Below are 15,809 nucleotides of genomic sequence, written 5' to 3'. Positions count from 1 at the left end.
TGCGGCATGGGGCGATCCTCGTTGAACGGCCTGGCGACTATAGGCAGGCCGCCCGCCGGAATAAAGCCCGCCTCCGGCAGCACGATGCGGGACCGAACGCGGCGCTTTTCTTTCGTTGGCAAGCTGCCTAGTCTTTCCTTCAATGAAAACGACCCCGCAGGGAAGGGACCGAGGATGAGGAAACTGCTTGCCGCCACGGCGGTTGCGGCGCTGACGGGTGGTGCCGGCTGGGCCGAGGACGTCAAGATCGGCCTGTCGATGGGCTTTACCGGCCCGCTGGAATCGATGTCGCCCAACATGGCCCAGTCTGCCGAGATGGCGATCCGCGAGGTCAGCGATTCGGGCAAGCTGCTGGGCGGCAGCAAGGTTCAGGCCGTGCGCGCCGACAGCACCTGCGCGGATGCGGCCGCAGCCGTCACGGCGGTCGAGCGCCTGGTGACCGCGGAAAAGGTCAACGGGATCGTGGGCGGCATGTGTTCGGGCGAAACCATCGCCAGCCTGGAAAAGGTTGGCGTGCCGAACGGCATCGTGATGATCTCGCCCTCGGCCACCTCGCCCGCGCTGACGGATATCGACGACAAGGGGTTCTTCTTCCGCACCTCGCCCTCGGATGCCCGGCAGGGCGAGGTGATGGCCGACATCGCGGCCGAGCGGGGCGTCAAGTCGGTGGCGATCACCTATACCAATAACGACTATGGCAAGGGCCTGGCCGAATCCTTCAAGAACGCCTTCGAGAAGAAGGGCGGCAAGGTGACGATCGTTGCCGCGCATGAGGACGGCAAGGCCGACTATTCGGCCGAGGTCGGCGCCCTTTCGGCGGCGGGGGGCGATGCGCTGGCGGTCGTGGGCTATGTGGACCAGGGCGGCTCGGGCATCATGCGCGGCGTGCTGGATGCGGGGGCCTTCTCGACCTTCATCCTGCCCGACGGGATGATCGGCCAGCCGGTCGTGGACAAGTTCGGCGCGGAACTGGAAACCTCCTTCGGCCAGAACCCCTCGTCCGAGGGCGCGGGGCGCGACAGCTTCGGCGGGCTTGCCAAGGCCGCAGGCTTTGACGGCACCTCGGCCTTTACCGGCGAATCCTATGATGCCACCGCCCTCATTCTGCTGGCGATGGAGGCTGCCAAGTCCAGCGATCCCAAGGTCTACAAGGACAAGGTGATGGAGGTGGCGAACGCCCCCGGCGAAAAGATCGGACCGGGCGAACTGGCCAAGGGGCTGGAGCTGATCGCGGCGGGCCAAGACATCGACTATGACGGCGCAAGCGCCGTCGAGTTCGTCGATCCGGGCGAAAGCGCCGGCACCTATCGCGAGGTGGATTTCAAGGGCGGCACGCTGAACGTCGTCCGCATCCACTGATGCCGCCAGGCCCCGGCTGCAAGGCCGGGGCCTTTCACTGCCGGTCTTGCGCGGCAAGGCGCGGACGGGCGACATGACAGGCGGCCGGCAACGAACGACCGACCCGCCCGCACCAAAGGGAGAGAAGATGAACCGTTTTCTGATGGGTGCCGCTGCCCTCGCGCTTGGCGCAGGCGGGGCGATGGCCGCGGATGTCAAGATCGGCGTCTCGCTGGGCTTTACCGGGCCGCTGGAATCGATGGCCCCGCCGATGCTGAAGGGGGTCGAGCTGGCCGCGAAAGAGGCGACCGGCTCGGGCAAGTTCCTGAAGGGCGACAGTCTGAGCGTCGTGCAGGCCGACAACACCTGCTCGGACGCCGCCGCCTCGGTCGCCGCGGTCGAGCGGCTGGTGACCTCGGACAAGGTCAGCGGCATCGTGGGCGGGATGTGCTCGGGCGAAACCATCGCCAGCCTTGAAAAGGTGGCCGTGCCGAACGGCATGGTGATGATCGCGCCCTCGGCCACCTCGCCCGCGCTGACGACGATCGAGGACAGGGGCTTTTTCTTCCGCACCTCGCCATCGGATGCCCGCCAGGGCGAGGTGATGGCCGACATCATCCTCAGCCGCGGCATCAAGACCGTCGCTGTGACCTATACCAATAACGATTACGGCAAGGGCCTGGCCGAGTCGTTCCGCACCGCATTCGAAAAGAAGGGCGGCAAGATCACCATCGTTGCGGCCCATGATGACGGCAAGGCCGACTATTCCGCCGATGTCGGCGCGCTGGCGGCGGCGGGGGGCGAGGCGCTGGTGGTGGCCGGCTATGTCGATCAGGGCGGATCGGGCATCGTGCGCGGGTCGCTGGATGCCGGGGCCTTTGACAGCTTCGTCTTTGTCGATGGCATGATCACGCAGGCCCTCGTGGACAAGTTCGGGGCCGACCTGGAAAAATCCTTCGGCCAGATGCCTTCGTCCGAAGGGGAAAGCCATGACCGCTATCTGGCCGCCGCAAAGACGGCCGGCTTTGACGGCAGCGCCGTGTTCTCGGGCGAAGCCTATGACGCGGCGGCGCTGCTGATCATGGCGATGCAGGCGGCCGGCTCCACCGACCCGAAGCTCTACAAGGACAAGGTGATGGATATCGCCAATGCGCCCGGCGAAAAGATCATGGCCGGCGAGCTGGCCAAGGCGCTGGAGCTGATCGCGGCAGGCAAGGACATCGACTATGTCGGCGCCAGCGCCGTCGAATTCGTCGAACCGGGCGAAAGCGCCGGCACCTATCGCGAGGTTGATTTCAAGGGCGGCAAGCAGAATACCGTGGGCTTCCGCTGACCGCGCAGGCCGCCGGACCGTGCCCGGCAGGGGCAGCCATCCCTGCCGGGCACGGGGCGATACAGGAACGGGGTACGAATGATCGAGGTCCATGACCTGCACCGGCATTTCGGCGGCTTTCGCGCCGTGGACGGTGCCAGCATCACGATCCGCACCGGCTCGATCACCGGGCTGATCGGCCCGAACGGGGCGGGCAAATCGACCCTGTTCAACGTGATCGCGGGCGTTTTGCCGCCCACCTCGGGGCGCGTCATCATGGACGGCGAGGATATCACCGGCCTGCCCCCCCATGCGCTGTTTCACCGCGGGCTGCTGCGCACCTTTCAGATGGCGCACGAGTTTTCCTCGATGACGGTGCGCGAGAACCTGATGATGGTCCCCGGCGGACAGACGGGCGAGGTGCTGTGGAACAGCTGGTTCGGCCGCAAGCGCATTGCCGGCGAGGAACGCGCGCTGCGCGCCCGCGCCGATGCGGTGCTGGATTTCCTGACAATCAGCCACGTCGCCGAGGAAAAGGCCGGCAACCTGTCGGGCGGGCAGAAAAAGCTGCTGGAGCTGGGCCGCTGCATGATGGTCGATGCCAAGATCGTTTTCCTGGACGAGGTTGGCGCGGGCGTGAACCGCACGCTGCTGATGACCATTGCCGATGCAATCGTGCGGCTGAACCGCGAGCGCGGCTATACCTTTTGCGTGATCGAACATGACATGGATTTCATCGGCAAGCTGTGCGACCCGGTCATCGTGATGGCCGAGGGCAAGGTGCTGGCCGAGGGGCCGGCCGATTCGATCATGGCGAACGAGGCGGTGGTCGAGGCCTATCTGGGCCGCGGCCTCAAGAACAAGGTCATGGTCGAGGCTGCCGAGGAAACACAGTTGGGCGAGGCGCATGGCGCCCAGCCGGGCCTTGGCGACGAGGCTGGTCAGGGCGGCGACGGCCGGCCCGCCGGGGCGGCCCCCGGCCGGCGGCTGGACGGGCGGCCATGGCTGGCAGCCCAGGGCGACGATCCGGCAAGCGGGGAACAGCGCCCATGAGCCAGGCTTTTCTTTCCGCGACCGGGATGCGCGGCGGCTATGGCAAGGCCGACATCCTGAACGGCTGCGACCTGATCGTTGACCCTGGCCAGATCGCCGTGATCGTCGGCCCGAACGGCGCGGGCAAGTCCACCGCTATGAAGGCCGTCTTTGGCATGGTAAGCCTGCGCGAGGGAACCGTTCTGCTGGACGGCCAGGACATCGCGGCCCTGTCCCCCCAGGACCGGGTCCGGCGCGGAATGGGGTTTGTGCCCCAGCTTGGCAATGTCTTCCCGACCATGACGGTCGAGGAAAACCTTGAGATGGGCGCCTTCATCCGCAGTGACGATTTCCGCGCCACGCTGGAACAGGTCTATCACCTGTTCCCCGCCATCGCCGGCAAACGCCGCCAGAACGCGGGCGAATTGTCGGGGGGCCAGCGCCAGCAGGTTGCCGTGGGGCGCGCCCTGATGACGCGGCCAAAGCTGCTGATGCTGGACGAGCCGACCGCCGGGGTCAGCCCGATCGTCATGGACGAGCTGTTCGACCGTATCATCGAGATTGCCCGCACCGGCATATCCATCCTGATGGTCGAACAGAATGCCCGTCAGGCGCTGGAAATCGCCGATATCGGCTATGTTCTGGTGCAGGGCGCCAACCGCTATACCGGCACGGGGGCCGAACTGATGGCTGATGCCGAGGTGCGCCGCACCTTCCTGGGGGGCTGATCCATGACAACCGCCAGGGAGGGCGATGCCGCAGACGACATGGCGCGGGGCCTTGCCTGCAGCCCTGGGGGAAGGCTTTGATGGACATGCTGAACGCGCTGGTCGCGATCCTCAATTTCGTGGTGATCCCCGCTGCGGCTTATGGCGCGCAGCTTGCCTTGGGCGCGCTGGGGGTCACGCTGATCTATGGCATCCTGCGCTTCTCGAACTTTGCCCATGGCGACACGATGGCCTTCGGCACCGCGATCTGCATCCTGCTGACGTGGCTGCTGCAATCGCTGGGTGTCGGGCTTGGGCCGCTGCCCACGGCGCTGCTGGCCCTGCCCGCGGCGATCGCGGCCACGGCCGCGCTGGTGCTGCTGACCGACCGTTGGGTCTATCGCTATTATCGCCGGGTGCGGGCCAAACCGATCGTCGTTGTCATGGCGTCGGTCGGCGTCATGTTCGTGATGAACGGCCTGACCCGCCTGGTCATCGGGGTCGGAGAGATCCAGTTCGCCGATGGCGCGCGCTTTGTCATTTCGGTCGCCGACTTCAAGAGATGGAGCGGCCTTGCCGAAGGGCTGTCACTGCGCACCACGCAGGCGATCACCCTGGTGATCGCGGCGGCGGCGGTATGGGCGCTGTTTGTCTTTCTGAACCGGACCCGCGCCGGCAAGGCGATGCGCGCCTATGCCGACAACGAAGATCTGGCGCTTTTGTCGGGGATCGACCCGGACAGGGTCGTGCGCCTGACATGGATCATCGCAACCGCGCTGGGCGTGCTGGCAGGAACCCTTTATGGGCTGGACAAGTCCTTCAAGGCGTTCAACTATTTTCAGATCCTGCTGCCGGTCTTTGCGGCGGCCGTGGTGGGCGGCCTCGGCAACCCGCTGGGCGCGATCGCCGGCGGGTTCCTGATCGCCTTTTCCGAGGTCGCGCTGACCTATCCGTGGAAGAAGATCGCCGAATATCTGGGGTTCGAGCCTGCCGGCCTGCTGCAGATGCTGGGCACCGAATACAAGCTGGCGATCAGCTTTGTCATCCTTATCGTCGTGCTGCTGGTCCGCCCCACCGGGCTGTTCCGCGGCAAGGCCTATTGAGCGAGGGGGCCGATGTCCAATTCCCGTCAGGCGGATGCCCCGGCCGGCCCGTGGCGCGCGCCGCTGCTGTTCGGGGCGCTGGCCGCGCTGTTCATTCTTGAGGGCAGCCTGTCCAATGCGATGTTCTCGGGCTCGTGGAACAGCGCGCTGGCCATTCTGAATGTCGGTCTGATCTCGGCAATCACGGCCCTGGGCGTCAACATGACCTGGGGTTATGGCGGGCTGTTCAATGCCGGGGTCGTGGGCTTCGTGGCGCTGGGGGGGCTGGCGCCGGTGCTGGTCTCGACCCCGCCGGTCGCGGGGGCCTGGGCGGCGGGTGGGCCGCGGCTGGCGCTGGCCCTGGCGGCAGGGCTGGTCACGCTGATTCTGGCGGTCACCGCGGGGCGGCGCCTGGGCCAGATGGCCCGGCTATGGGTGCCCGCCCTGATCCTGATCGCGGGCTATGTCGTGACGCGCGCGATCTTTGATCCCGCCGTCGCCGCGATCGAGGCGAACAACCCCGCCAAGGCGGGCAATATCGGCGGACTGGGCCTGCCGGTTCTGCTCAGCTGGCCTGTGGGGATGGGCTTTGCGGCGCTGGCGGCATTGGGCGTGGGCAAGGTCGCGCTGGGGCTGCGCTCGGATTATCTGGCCATTGCGACGCTGGGGATCGGCGAGATCATCGTCACCATTCTCAAGAACGAAGGATGGCTGGCGCGCGGCGTGCTGAACATGACCGGCATCCCCCGGCCTGTTCCCTATGAACTGGGGCTGCAATCCGATCCCGATTTCGTCGCCGCGGCCGCGCGCTGGGGCATGGATGTGGCGACGGCCTCGGGGATCTATGTCAAGCTGTGCTATCTGGCCATCTTCGTGGCGATCCTGCTGACGCTGATCCTGCTGTCGGAGCTGGCGCTGCATTCGCCCTGGGGGCGGATGATGCGGGCGATCCGCGACAACGAGACGGCGGCGCGGGCGATGGGCAAGGACGTGACGCGGTGCCATCTGCAGCTGTTCGTGCTCGGCTCGGCGGTGATCGGGCTGTCGGGCGCGATGATGGTGACGATGGACGGGCTGATGGCGCCGGGCGGCTATAATCCGCTGCGGCACACCTTCCTGATCTGGGTCATGGTGATCGTCGGCGGATCGGGCAACAACTGGGGGGCGGTGCTGGGGGCGCTGCTGATCTGGTTCCTGTGGATCAAGGCCGAGGTGTGGGGGCCGGCGTTGATGGGGCTGGTTACCCTGCCGCTGCCGGAAGGGGCGCTGAGATCGCATCTGATCGAAAGCGCGCCCCAGATGCGCTTCGTCGCGATGGGGCTGGTGCTTTTGCTGGTGCTGCGCTTTGCGCCGCGCGGGCTGCTGCCCGAGCGCTGAGAAACCGGGGGCTTCGCGCCCCCGGACCCCCGCGGGATATTTGCGTGCAGAAGAATTAGAGATCGATCCGTTCGGCGTTTCCAGCGGCATAGCGCCGCAGCACCGCCGGATAGAGCCGGTGTTCCGATACCAGCACCCGTGCCGCCAGCGTCTCGGGCGTGTCACCCGCAAGCACCGGCACCCGCGCCTGGCCCAGGATCGGGCCGTCATCAAGCACCGGCGTGACTAGGTGGACCGTTGCCCCCGCCTCGGCATCGCCTGCCTCGATGGCGCGGGCATGGGTGTGAAGGCCGGGATATTTCGGCAGCAGCGAAGGGTGGATGTTCAGCAACCGCCCGGCAAAGCGGTCCACGAAAGCGGGTGTCAGGATGCGCATGAAGCCGGCAAGGCAGACGATGTCCGGCCGGGCGGCGAGCAGCGGCTGCAAAAGCGCGGCTTCGAAGGCCGCGCGATCTGTGCCGAAAGGGCGATGATCGACCGCAGCCGTGCGGATGCCCAGGGCCGCCGCGCGGCCCAGACCCGCGGCACCCGGATCGTTCGACAGCACCAGCACCGGGCGCGCCGGATGATCGCCCGTCATGCTGGCCGCCAAGGCCAGCATGTTCGACCCTCCGCCCGAAATCAGGATCGCGACGCGCCTTACCACAGTGCCCCGGCATAGCGCACGCCGGCAGCCCCGCCGACCGTGCCCAGCGGCACCACCTGCTCACTCTCTTGGCGCAGCTGTTCGGCCAGGGCCCCGGCCCGGTCCGGCGCAACCACGAGGATCATGCCGATCCCGCAGTTGAAGGTCTTGAGCATCTCGCCTTCGGGCACGCGCCCTTCCTCGGCCAGCCACCGGAACACCGGCGGGGCCTGCCAGCTGTCCAGATCCACCTCGGCGCCCATGCCTTCGGGCAGGACGCGCGGCAGGTTCTCGGTGATGCCGCCGCCGGTGATATGGGCGGCAGCATGCACGCCCCCTGCCCGGATCGCCGCCAGCACCGGCCTGACGTAAAGCCGCGTCGGCGCCAGCAGGCCCTGCCCCAGCGTTCCCTTGCCAAAGGGCGATGGCGCGTCCCAGGCCAGCCCTGTGCGTTCGACGATGCGGCGGACCAGCGAATAGCCGTTGGAATGAACCCCGTCCGAGCCAAGGCCCAGCAGCACGTCGCCCTCGGCCACGTCCTGCGGCAGGTGGCACCCGCGTTCCATCGCGCCCACGGCAAAGCCGGCCAGGTCGAAATCGCCCGCTTGATACATGCCCGGCATCTCGGCCGTCTCGCCCCCGATCAGCGCGCAGCCCGATCGCCGGCAACCCTCGGCAATGCCTTCGACCACTTGCGCGGCCTGTTCCACGGCCAGCTTGCCGGTGGCGAAGTAATCCAGGAAGAACAGCGGCTCGGCCCCCTGGCAGACAAGGTCGTTGACGCACATCGCCACGAGGTCGATGCCGACGCCGTCCACCCGCCCGGTGTCGATGGCGATGCGCAGCTTGGTGCCCACCCCGTCGGTCGCCGCCACCAGCACCGGATCGGCATAGCCGGCCGCGCGCGGGTCAAACAGCGCGCCAAAGCCGCCAAGCCCCGACATCACGCCCGGACGATCGGTCGCCCTGGCGGCCGGTTTGATCCGGTCCACCAGCGCATTGCCCGCATCGATGTCCACGCCAGCGTCGGCATAGCTTAGGGCGGTCTTGTCGGTCATGGCGGCTCTCCGGCTAGGGCTGGTCCCAGATAGCGCAAGGGGGCCCGGCAGGCAACGCGCCGACTTGTGCCGCCCCGCCCGCCCGGCTCTGCGCCCGCTTGACCCCGGCGCGGCGGATGACTAGGCGAAAGGGGCGGGGCTGTAGCTCAATGGTCAGAGCAGGGCGCTCATAACGCCTTGGTTGGGGGTTCAAGTCCCTCCGGCCCTACCACGATCAGCGCGGCCGGTGCGCAAGATAGTGCCGCACCGCGCCGATGACGTGCCGAAAGCGATCGCCGCCCAGGTGCTTGCCGCCATACCAGCGGGTGACGATGATCAGGTGATCGTCCAGCCCCTCGGTTTCCATCATGCGCAGGATGATCGCCCCTGCCCCGGCTTCGCCGTCATCGGCCTTTGTCCCCGCCCCGCCCAGGCGGGCAGCCCAGCTGTTGTGGGTTGCCCTGGCAAAGCGGCGCTGGGTTTTCAGCTCGGCCAGCGCCGCATCAACGGCGGCGCGGCCCAAGGCCGGTCCGCCGGACACGGCATAGACCGATCCGCGATCGGCGATGATGCGGTCAAAGACGGTCAGCGCCACGCCGCACGCATCATCACCGCGGCCGCAGGAACGCGCAGGGCGCGCGCCGCGGCCAGCCGCTGGGGCGTGAAATGCCCCGCCGCGTCCAGCAGGTTCACCGTGCCCAGCACCTCGCCTGCCACCACCACGGGCATGTTCAGCGCCGCGCCGCAACCCAGGCGGGCGATGGTTTCATGATCAAACAGCATCGCCGCAACCTCGTCCGGGGTGTTGGCGACCCAATCCCTGCGCTGATGAATGACATGGCCGGTCCATGCATTGTCCGGCAGCGGCTTTTCCCCGCCGACCGGATAAACCTCGGGGGCGTTGGTCCAGATGCGGCGGCTGAGGCCTGTTGCCGCATCGAATCGCATGATGGTGAACAGCCGCGCGCCCACGCGGGCCTGAACCAGCGCCTCGAAGGCAGGCAGCGCGGCGGCAGGATCGGCGGATGCCAGCGCGATTGCCAGATCGTCCATCAGAACAGCCCCTCGACATTGCCGGCCGCATCAAGGCGGATGCGGTTGGCCGCCGGCTCGCGCGGCAGGCCCGGCATGGTCATGATGTCGCCGCAGATGGCCACGACAAAGCCCGCCCCCGCCGCCAGGCGCACCTCGCGCACGGGCAAGGCAAAGCCTTCGGGTGCGCCCAGTGCCGCGGGATCGGCCGAAAAGCTGTAGGGCGTCTTGGCCATGCAGACCGGCAGATGCCCGTGATCGGCCTGCCATTCGGCAAGCTGCTGGCGGACGGCGGGCGATGCCTCGACATGGCCGGCGCGATAGATGCGGGTGGCGATGGTCACGATCTTGTCCCACAGCGTCATCGAATCAGGATAGAGCAGGCGGAAATCGGACGGCTGGCCGGCCAGGCGCACAACCTCGCGCGCCAGATCCTCGGCGCCTGCGCCGCCCATCGCCCAGTGGCGGCACTGAATGGCACGCACCCCCTCGGCCGCGGCGGCCTCGGTCAGGGCGTCGATTTCCGCCTCGGTATCGGTGGCGAAGTGGTTGACCGCCACCACCAGCGGCAGGCCGAAGCCGCGCAGGTTCTGGATATGCCGCGTCAGGTTGATGGCGCCGCGGCGCACGGCGTCCACATCCTCGGCCGCAAGGTCGGCCTTGGCAACGCCGCCGTTCATCTTGAGCGCGCGGACGGTGGCGACCAACACCACCGCTTCCGGGGCCAACCCTGCCTTGCGGCACTTGATGTCCAGAAACTTTTCGGCCCCCAGATCGGCGCCGAAGCCGGCCTCGGTCACCACATAGTCCGACAGGCGCAGCGCCGTGCGCGTGGCGATCACCGAATTGCAGCCATGGGCGATATTGGCGAAAGGCCCGCCATGGACCAGCGCGGGATTGTTTTCCAGCGTCTGCACCAGGTTGGGTTGCAGCGCATCGCGCAGCAGGACGGTCATGGCGCCGTCGGCATGCAGGTCGCGGGCGGTGACCGGCCGCCCGGCACGGCTGCGCGCAACGACGATCCGGCGCAGCCGGTCCTGCAGGTCGGCCAGGTCGCCCGCAAGGCACAGGATCGCCATCACCTCGGACGCGACGGTGATGTCAAAGCCGCTTTCCCGCGGCACCCCGTTCGCCGGCCCGCCCAGGCCCAGCACCACGTCGCGCAAGGCCCGGTCGTTCATGTCCATCACCCGCCGCCAGGTGATGCGGCGCGGATCGATGTCCAGCGCGTTGCCCCAGTGGATGTGGTTGTCGATCATCGCCGCCAGCAGGTTATGGGCGCTGGTGACGGCATGAAAATCGCCGGTGAAGTGAAGGTTCATGTCCTCCATCGGCACCACCTGCGCCCGCCCTCCGCCCGCGGCACCGCCCTTCATGCCGAAATTGGGGCCAAGGCTCGCCTCGCGGATGCAGATGGTGGCACGCTGGCCGATGCGGTTCAGCGCGTCCCCAAGGCCGACGGTGGTGGTCGTCTTGCCCTCGCCCGCCGGAGTGGGGTTGATCGCGGTGACAAGGACCAGCCTGCCCATCGGCCGCCCCCCCAGCCCGGCGATGACCTCGGGCGAAATCTTGGCCTTGTCATGGCCATAGGGAAGGATGCCCTCTGCCCCGATCCCCAGTCTGGCGGCGATCTCGGCGATGGGCCGCTTGGCGGCCGCGCGGGCGATCTCGATGTCGGTCAGCATGATGGTCCCCGTTGGTCGCGCCCCGTCCTTATAGCCTGCGGGCCGCGCCGAAAAGGCAGGCACCGCCGCTGCGATGATCCTGCCCGGCATCCGGGCGCCCGTCCCGATGCGCAGGGCCCTGGGGCGCCGCGGAGGGATCACGCGTGATCGCCCCCATCGGGGCGCAATATCCTCAGCGCCGCCCCGTCGGGCCAGGAAAACCTGATGCGCGAGCGGTTGCGGACCGATCGTGCGGCCGACAGGGCCAGCCGTTCGGGTCTGTCGCGCCGCCCGTCCACAAGGCGATACCATTCGCCCCCCAGCGGGCGGATGCCCCTGGTCCGTTGCAGCCTGCGATGGGCAAGCTGTTCGGCCGCATAGGCATGGGGCATCCGGATCACGGCGGAAACCGTCACCGGACCGCGGACCGCGGCGATCTCGCTGGCCCGCGTCTCGACCCGCCGGGCGGTATAGCCGACCTTGAAGACCGAAGGGTCGGCCTCAAGGCGCATCACGTAAAGCGCGGGACGGTTCCGGGGCTTGTGAAGCCAGCGGACCCGGCCCGTCTGCAATGCGGGTGCCGAGGACGTGGCGGCGTCCCTTGCCATGCCGCCGACGATCGGCGCAGCAAGGATCAGAAGAATGGCGGAAAGGTGGTCCATGACAGGAAATCTTGGGGCGCGGTGTCGTTCGGGCCACCATGTCATGGGCCGGACTCCGCGCTAAGCGGAAACCGGCGCTGCCGCAATCCCCCCCGCGCGGCGCGGGATGCAACCGCCCTCTGGCGGTGCCCCCGGATGTCCCTGGACCAGCCCTGTGGCGCGCGTTCCCCAAGGCGAGCGCACAAGGCCGCGCCGGATTGCCCGGCGGCCACGGGGTTTCCCCTGGATCGAGGGGAAACCCTGCGGCCGCCAGAGGCAGGGCATGGGTCAGGACGGCGCTTGCCGTCCCGGCCCTGTCAGCTGCAGCCCGAGGTGCCGCCGCAGGTGTTGCACTTCATGCAGGTGCCGTTGCGCACCAGCGTGTAGTTGCCGCATTCGCCGCAGGGGTCGCCCTCGTAACCCTGCATCCGGGCCTTGGCGCGCGGGTCCAGCGCGACCGCCACCCCGACCTCATAGCTCGCCTGCGTCTCGGCCAGGCTGGACGACACCGCCACCGTCGAGACGCCCCCCTGCAGCACCATCAGCTCCTGCGGCAGGCGCTTGCGCAGATAGCCGGTCGAACTGATCTGGCGAAGCAGCTCGACAGACTTGGACGCAACCCCCTCGGAGGCCGAGGCCAGTTCGGGCCGGCCCTCGGCCTCGCCGCCGCCCAGGCTGTCAAAGCTGGCGCCGTTCGGCTTGACATGCGCAAGGTCGGTCCGGTCCAGATAGCTGACCGCCAGTTCCCGGAAGATATAGTCCAGGATCGAGGTCGCGTTCTTGATGCTGTCGTTGCCCTGCACCATGCCCGCAGGTTCGAAGCGGGTGAAGGTGAAGGCGTCCACGAACTCCTCCAGCGGGACGCCGTATTGCAGGCCGACCGACACCGCGATGGCGAAGTTGTTCATCATCGCGCGGAAGCCGGCACCTTCCTTGTGCATGTCGATGAAGATCTCGCCCAGCTTGCCATCGTCATATTCGCCGGTGCGCAGATAGACCTTGTGGCCGCCCACGATCGCCTTCTGGGTATAGCCCTTGCGCCGCGCGGGCAGCTTTTCGCGGTTCGACCGGACGGCCTCCTTGACGATGATCCGCTCGACGATCTTCTCGGCGATGACGGCCGCCTTTTCCTGCGCGCTGCCCGATTCCAGCACCTCGGCGGCCTCGTCGTCATCGGCAACCAGCGCCGATGCCAGCGGCTGCGACAGCTTGGAGCCGTCGCGGTAAAGGGCATTGGCCTTGATCCCGAGGCTCCAGGACAGCTCATAGGCCGCCAGCGCATCCTCGATCGTGGCCGTGTTCGGCATGTTGATCGTCTTGGAGATCGCGCCCGAGATGAAGCTTTGCGCCGCCGCCATCATGCGGATGTGGCTGTCCACCGACAGATAGCGCGTGCCCTTCTTGCCGCAGGCATTGGCGCAGTCAAAGACGCTGTAATGTTCCGCCTTCAGGAAGGGCGCGCCTTCCAGCGTCATCGTGCCGCAGACATGGTCGTTGGCCGCATCGATCTGCGCCCTGGTGAACCCAAGATGCCGCAGCAGGTCGAAGGACGGATCGGCCAGCTTGTCGGCCGGGATGCCCAGTGCGCCCTTGCAGAACGCCTCGCCCAGCGTCCACTGGTTGAAGACGAAGCGGATGTCGAAGGCGCTGGCGAGGGCCGCGTCCAGCTTTTCCAGCTCGCGCGGGCCGAAGCCGTGCCCGACCAGCGCGGCATGGTTGATGCCGGGGCAGTTGCCGAGGCTGGCATGACCGACCGCATAGGCGACGATCTCCTCGATCTGGGCCGAAGGATAGCCCAGCGTTTCCAGCGCGGCAGGAACCGACTGGTTGATGATCTTGAAATAGCCGCCACCCGCCAGCTTCTTGAACTTGACCAGGGCGAAATCCGGCTCGATCCCGGTGGTGTCGCAGTCCATGACCAGGCCGATCGTGCCGGTCGGCGCGATCACCGTGGTCTGGGCGTTGCGGAAGCCATGCTCCTCGCCCAGGCTCAGCGCCTCGTCCCAGGCGGCCTGCGCCATGGCGGCCAGCCGCGGATCGGGGCAGTTCTCCACGTCCAGTTCGACCGGATTGACGTTCACGCCCTCATAGCTGCCGGTTCCCCAGGCGGCGGCGCGGTGGTTGCGGATCACCCGCAGCATCGCGTCGGCGTTGCGGGCATAGCCGGGGAACGGCCCCAGCTCGCCCGCCATCTCGGCCGAGGTCGCATAGGCGACGCCGGTCATCAGCGCGGTCAGCGCCCCGCACAGCGCCCGGCCCTTGTCGCTGTCATAGCCAAGGCCGAGATTCATCAGCAGCCCGCCGATATTGGCATAGCCGAGCCCGAGGGTGCGGAAATCATAGCTGCGCTGCGCGATCTCCCTGGACGGGAACTGCGCCATCAGCACGCTGATTTCCAGCGTCAGCGTCCACAGGCGCGTGGCGTGAACATAGCCGTCCGCATCGAACTTGCCGTCCTGCAGGAAGGTCAGCAGGTTCATGGACGCCAGGTTGCAGGCGGTGTCATCCAGGAACATGTATTCCGAACAGGGGTTCGACCCCCGGATCGGCCCGTCCGCCGGGCAGGTGTGCCAGGCGTTGACGGTGTCGTGGAACTGGATGCCCGGATCGGCGCAGGCCCAGGCGGCATGGCCGACCTGTTCCCACAGATCGCGCGCCTTGATGGTGCGGGCGACCTTGCCATCGGTGCGGCGGATCAGCGCCCAGTCGGCATCCTCGCGCACCGCCCTGAGGAAGGCGTCGGTGACACGGACCGAGTTGTTCGAGTTCTGGCCCGAGACGCTGGCATAAGCCTCGCTGTCCCAGTCGGTGTCGTAGGTCGGAAACTCGATGGAATCAAAGCCTTGCCGCGCGTATTGCAGAACCCGGTTGATGTAGGTTTCCGGGATCATCGCCTTTTTCGCCGACCGGATGGCGGCCTTCAGCGCCGTGTTCTGCGCCGGATCGGTCGCGCCCTCGGCGCTGCCGTCCCACTGGCGGATCGCGGCAAAGATCTCGTTCAGCTTGGCTTCGTGCTGTTTCGAGCCGGCGACGAGGCTGGCGACCTTCTGTTCCTCGATCACCTTCCAGTTGATGAAGGCCTCGATGTCGGGGTGATCCATGTCGCAGATCACCATCTTGGCCGCGCGGCGCGTGGTGCCGCCCGACTTGATCGCGCCCGCCGCGCGGTCGCCGATCTTGAGGAACCCCATCAGCCCCGAGGACTTGCCGCCGCCCGACAGCTTTTCGCCCTCGCCCCGCAGCGAGGAGAAGTTGGTGCCCGTGCCGCTGCCGTATTTGAACAGCCGCGCCTCGCGCACCCACAGGTCCATGATGCCGCCCTCATTCACCAGATCGTCGGCGACGGACTGGATGAAGCAGGCATGAGGCTGGGGGTGTTCATAGGCGCTGTCGGACTTGACCAGCTCGCCGGTGCGGTAATCGACATAGAAATGGCCCTGCGAAGGACCGTCGATACCATAGGCCCAGTGCAGCCCGGTGTTGAACCACTGCGGGCTGTTGGGCGCCGCCATCTGCCGGGCCAGCATGTGGCGCATTTCGTCATAATAGGCGCGGGCATCATCCTCGGCGGTGAAATAGCCGCCCTTCCAGCCCCAATAGGTCCAGGCCCCGGCCAAGCGGTCGAACACCTGACGCGCCGAGGTTTCGCCGACAAAACGATCGGCTTCGGGCAGGGCCGCCAGCGCCGCCTCGTCGGGGACCGAGCGCCACAGGAACTCGGGCACGCCCTTTTCGCGCACGCGCTTCAGCGCGGCGGGAACGCCGGCCTTGCGGAAATATTTCTGGGCGATCACGTCGGATGCGACCTGGCTCCACCCTTCGGGGACTTCGACGGCCTCGTTGCGGAACACCACGGTGCCATCGGGATTGCGGATTTCCGAGGTGGTGGTGCGGAATACGACGCCGCCGTAAGCGCCGCCTTCGTTGCTGGTGAACCGCCGTTCGATCTTCATCCGTCCCGT

12 protein-coding genes, 1 tRNA gene and 1 pseudogene are annotated in these 15,809 nt (G+C 67.4%); 7 read left to right on the top strand and 7 right to left on the bottom strand.

Annotated features, from left to right (window positions below; translation table 11 throughout):
* Positions 1-174 precede the first annotated feature (174 nt).
* From B0A89_RS12195 to B0A89_RS12170, 6 genes and pseudogenes are all read left to right on the top strand, one after another.
* Positions 175-1,359, top strand: coding sequence for an ABC transporter substrate-binding protein (locus B0A89_RS12195; protein WP_085378385.1), 1,185 nt, complete (start codon positions 175-177; stop codon positions 1,357-1,359).
* A 127-nt stretch (positions 1,360-1,486) separates the two neighbouring features.
* Complete coding sequence (locus tag B0A89_RS12190; RefSeq protein ID WP_085378384.1) at positions 1,487-2,671, top strand: ABC transporter substrate-binding protein; 1,185 nt, start codon at positions 1,487-1,489, stop codon at positions 2,669-2,671.
* A gap of 78 nt (positions 2,672-2,749) precedes the next feature.
* Positions 2,750-3,529 (top strand): annotated as a pseudogene (locus tag B0A89_RS12185) (ABC transporter ATP-binding protein); the annotation flags it as partial.
* Positions 3,530-3,699: 170 nt separating this feature from the next.
* Positions 3,700-4,410: an ABC transporter ATP-binding protein gene (locus B0A89_RS12180; protein ID WP_085378382.1), complete on the top strand. Its 711-nt coding sequence runs from the start codon at positions 3,700-3,702 to the stop codon at positions 4,408-4,410.
* 80 nt (positions 4,411-4,490) lie between these two features.
* Positions 4,491-5,492 (top strand): branched-chain amino acid ABC transporter permease, encoded by a 1,002-nt coding sequence (locus tag B0A89_RS12175; protein ID WP_085378381.1) that lies wholly within the window; start codon positions 4,491-4,493, stop codon positions 5,490-5,492.
* Positions 5,493-5,504: 12 nt separating this feature from the next.
* Positions 5,505-6,848 carry a branched-chain amino acid ABC transporter permease gene (locus B0A89_RS12170; protein WP_085378380.1) on the top strand — a complete coding sequence of 448 codons (1,344 nt, stop codon included), beginning with the start codon at positions 5,505-5,507 and terminating at the stop codon, positions 6,846-6,848.
* Positions 6,849-6,903: 55 nt separating this feature from the next.
* Here the strand turns inward: B0A89_RS12170 and purN are convergent, their stop codons facing one another.
* Positions 6,904-7,449, bottom strand: coding sequence for a phosphoribosylglycinamide formyltransferase (purN, locus tag B0A89_RS12165; protein ID WP_085378379.1), 546 nt, complete (start codon positions 7,447-7,449; stop codon positions 6,904-6,906).
* 38 nt (positions 7,450-7,487) lie between these two features.
* Positions 7,488-8,531: a phosphoribosylformylglycinamidine cyclo-ligase gene (gene purM / locus B0A89_RS12160; protein WP_085378378.1), complete on the bottom strand. Its 1,044-nt coding sequence runs from the start codon at positions 8,529-8,531 to the stop codon at positions 7,488-7,490.
* Between the two features lie 135 nt (positions 8,532-8,666).
* On the opposite strand from purM, the gene B0A89_RS12155 reads away from it, so the two are divergent.
* Positions 8,667-8,742, top strand: a tRNA-Ile gene (locus B0A89_RS12155).
* A 3-nt stretch (positions 8,743-8,745) separates the two neighbouring features.
* On the opposite strand, the gene B0A89_RS12150 is transcribed toward B0A89_RS12155, so the two are convergent.
* The 5 genes from B0A89_RS12150 to B0A89_RS12130 all read right to left on the bottom strand — a co-directional run bounded on the left by B0A89_RS12150 (position 8,746) and on the right by B0A89_RS12130 (position 15,800).
* Complete coding sequence (locus B0A89_RS12150; protein ID WP_240558545.1) at positions 8,746-9,105, bottom strand: YigZ family protein; 360 nt, start codon at positions 9,103-9,105, stop codon at positions 8,746-8,748.
* The gene (locus B0A89_RS12145; RefSeq protein ID WP_157115336.1) at positions 9,096-9,563 is read right to left on the bottom strand and encodes a GAF domain-containing protein; all 468 of its coding nucleotides are present in this window, start codon (positions 9,561-9,563) and stop codon (positions 9,096-9,098) included. Before B0A89_RS12145 ends, B0A89_RS12150 begins: the two co-directional genes overlap by 10 nt.
* Positions 9,563-11,227: a formate--tetrahydrofolate ligase gene (locus B0A89_RS12140; protein WP_085378922.1), complete on the bottom strand. Its 1,665-nt coding sequence runs from the start codon at positions 11,225-11,227 to the stop codon at positions 9,563-9,565. Before B0A89_RS12140 ends, B0A89_RS12145 begins: the two co-directional genes overlap by 1 nt.
* A gap of 137 nt (positions 11,228-11,364) precedes the next feature.
* Positions 11,365-11,868 carry a GIY-YIG nuclease family protein gene (locus tag B0A89_RS12135; protein ID WP_169712167.1) on the bottom strand — a complete coding sequence of 168 codons (504 nt, stop codon included), beginning with the start codon at positions 11,866-11,868 and terminating at the stop codon, positions 11,365-11,367.
* 296 nt (positions 11,869-12,164) lie between these two features.
* Positions 12,165-15,800: a vitamin B12-dependent ribonucleotide reductase gene (locus tag B0A89_RS12130; protein ID WP_085378376.1), complete on the bottom strand. Its 3,636-nt coding sequence runs from the start codon at positions 15,798-15,800 to the stop codon at positions 12,165-12,167.
* Positions 15,801-15,809: the final 9 nt, after the last annotated feature.

The sequence above is a fragment of the Paracoccus contaminans genome (genome assembly GCF_002105555.1).
Classification (GTDB): Bacteria; Pseudomonadota; Alphaproteobacteria; order Rhodobacterales; family Rhodobacteraceae; genus Paracoccus; species Paracoccus contaminans.
The sequence above is the reverse complement of the archived record's forward strand: the minus strand, read 5'-3'. Positions and strand labels throughout refer to the sequence as shown.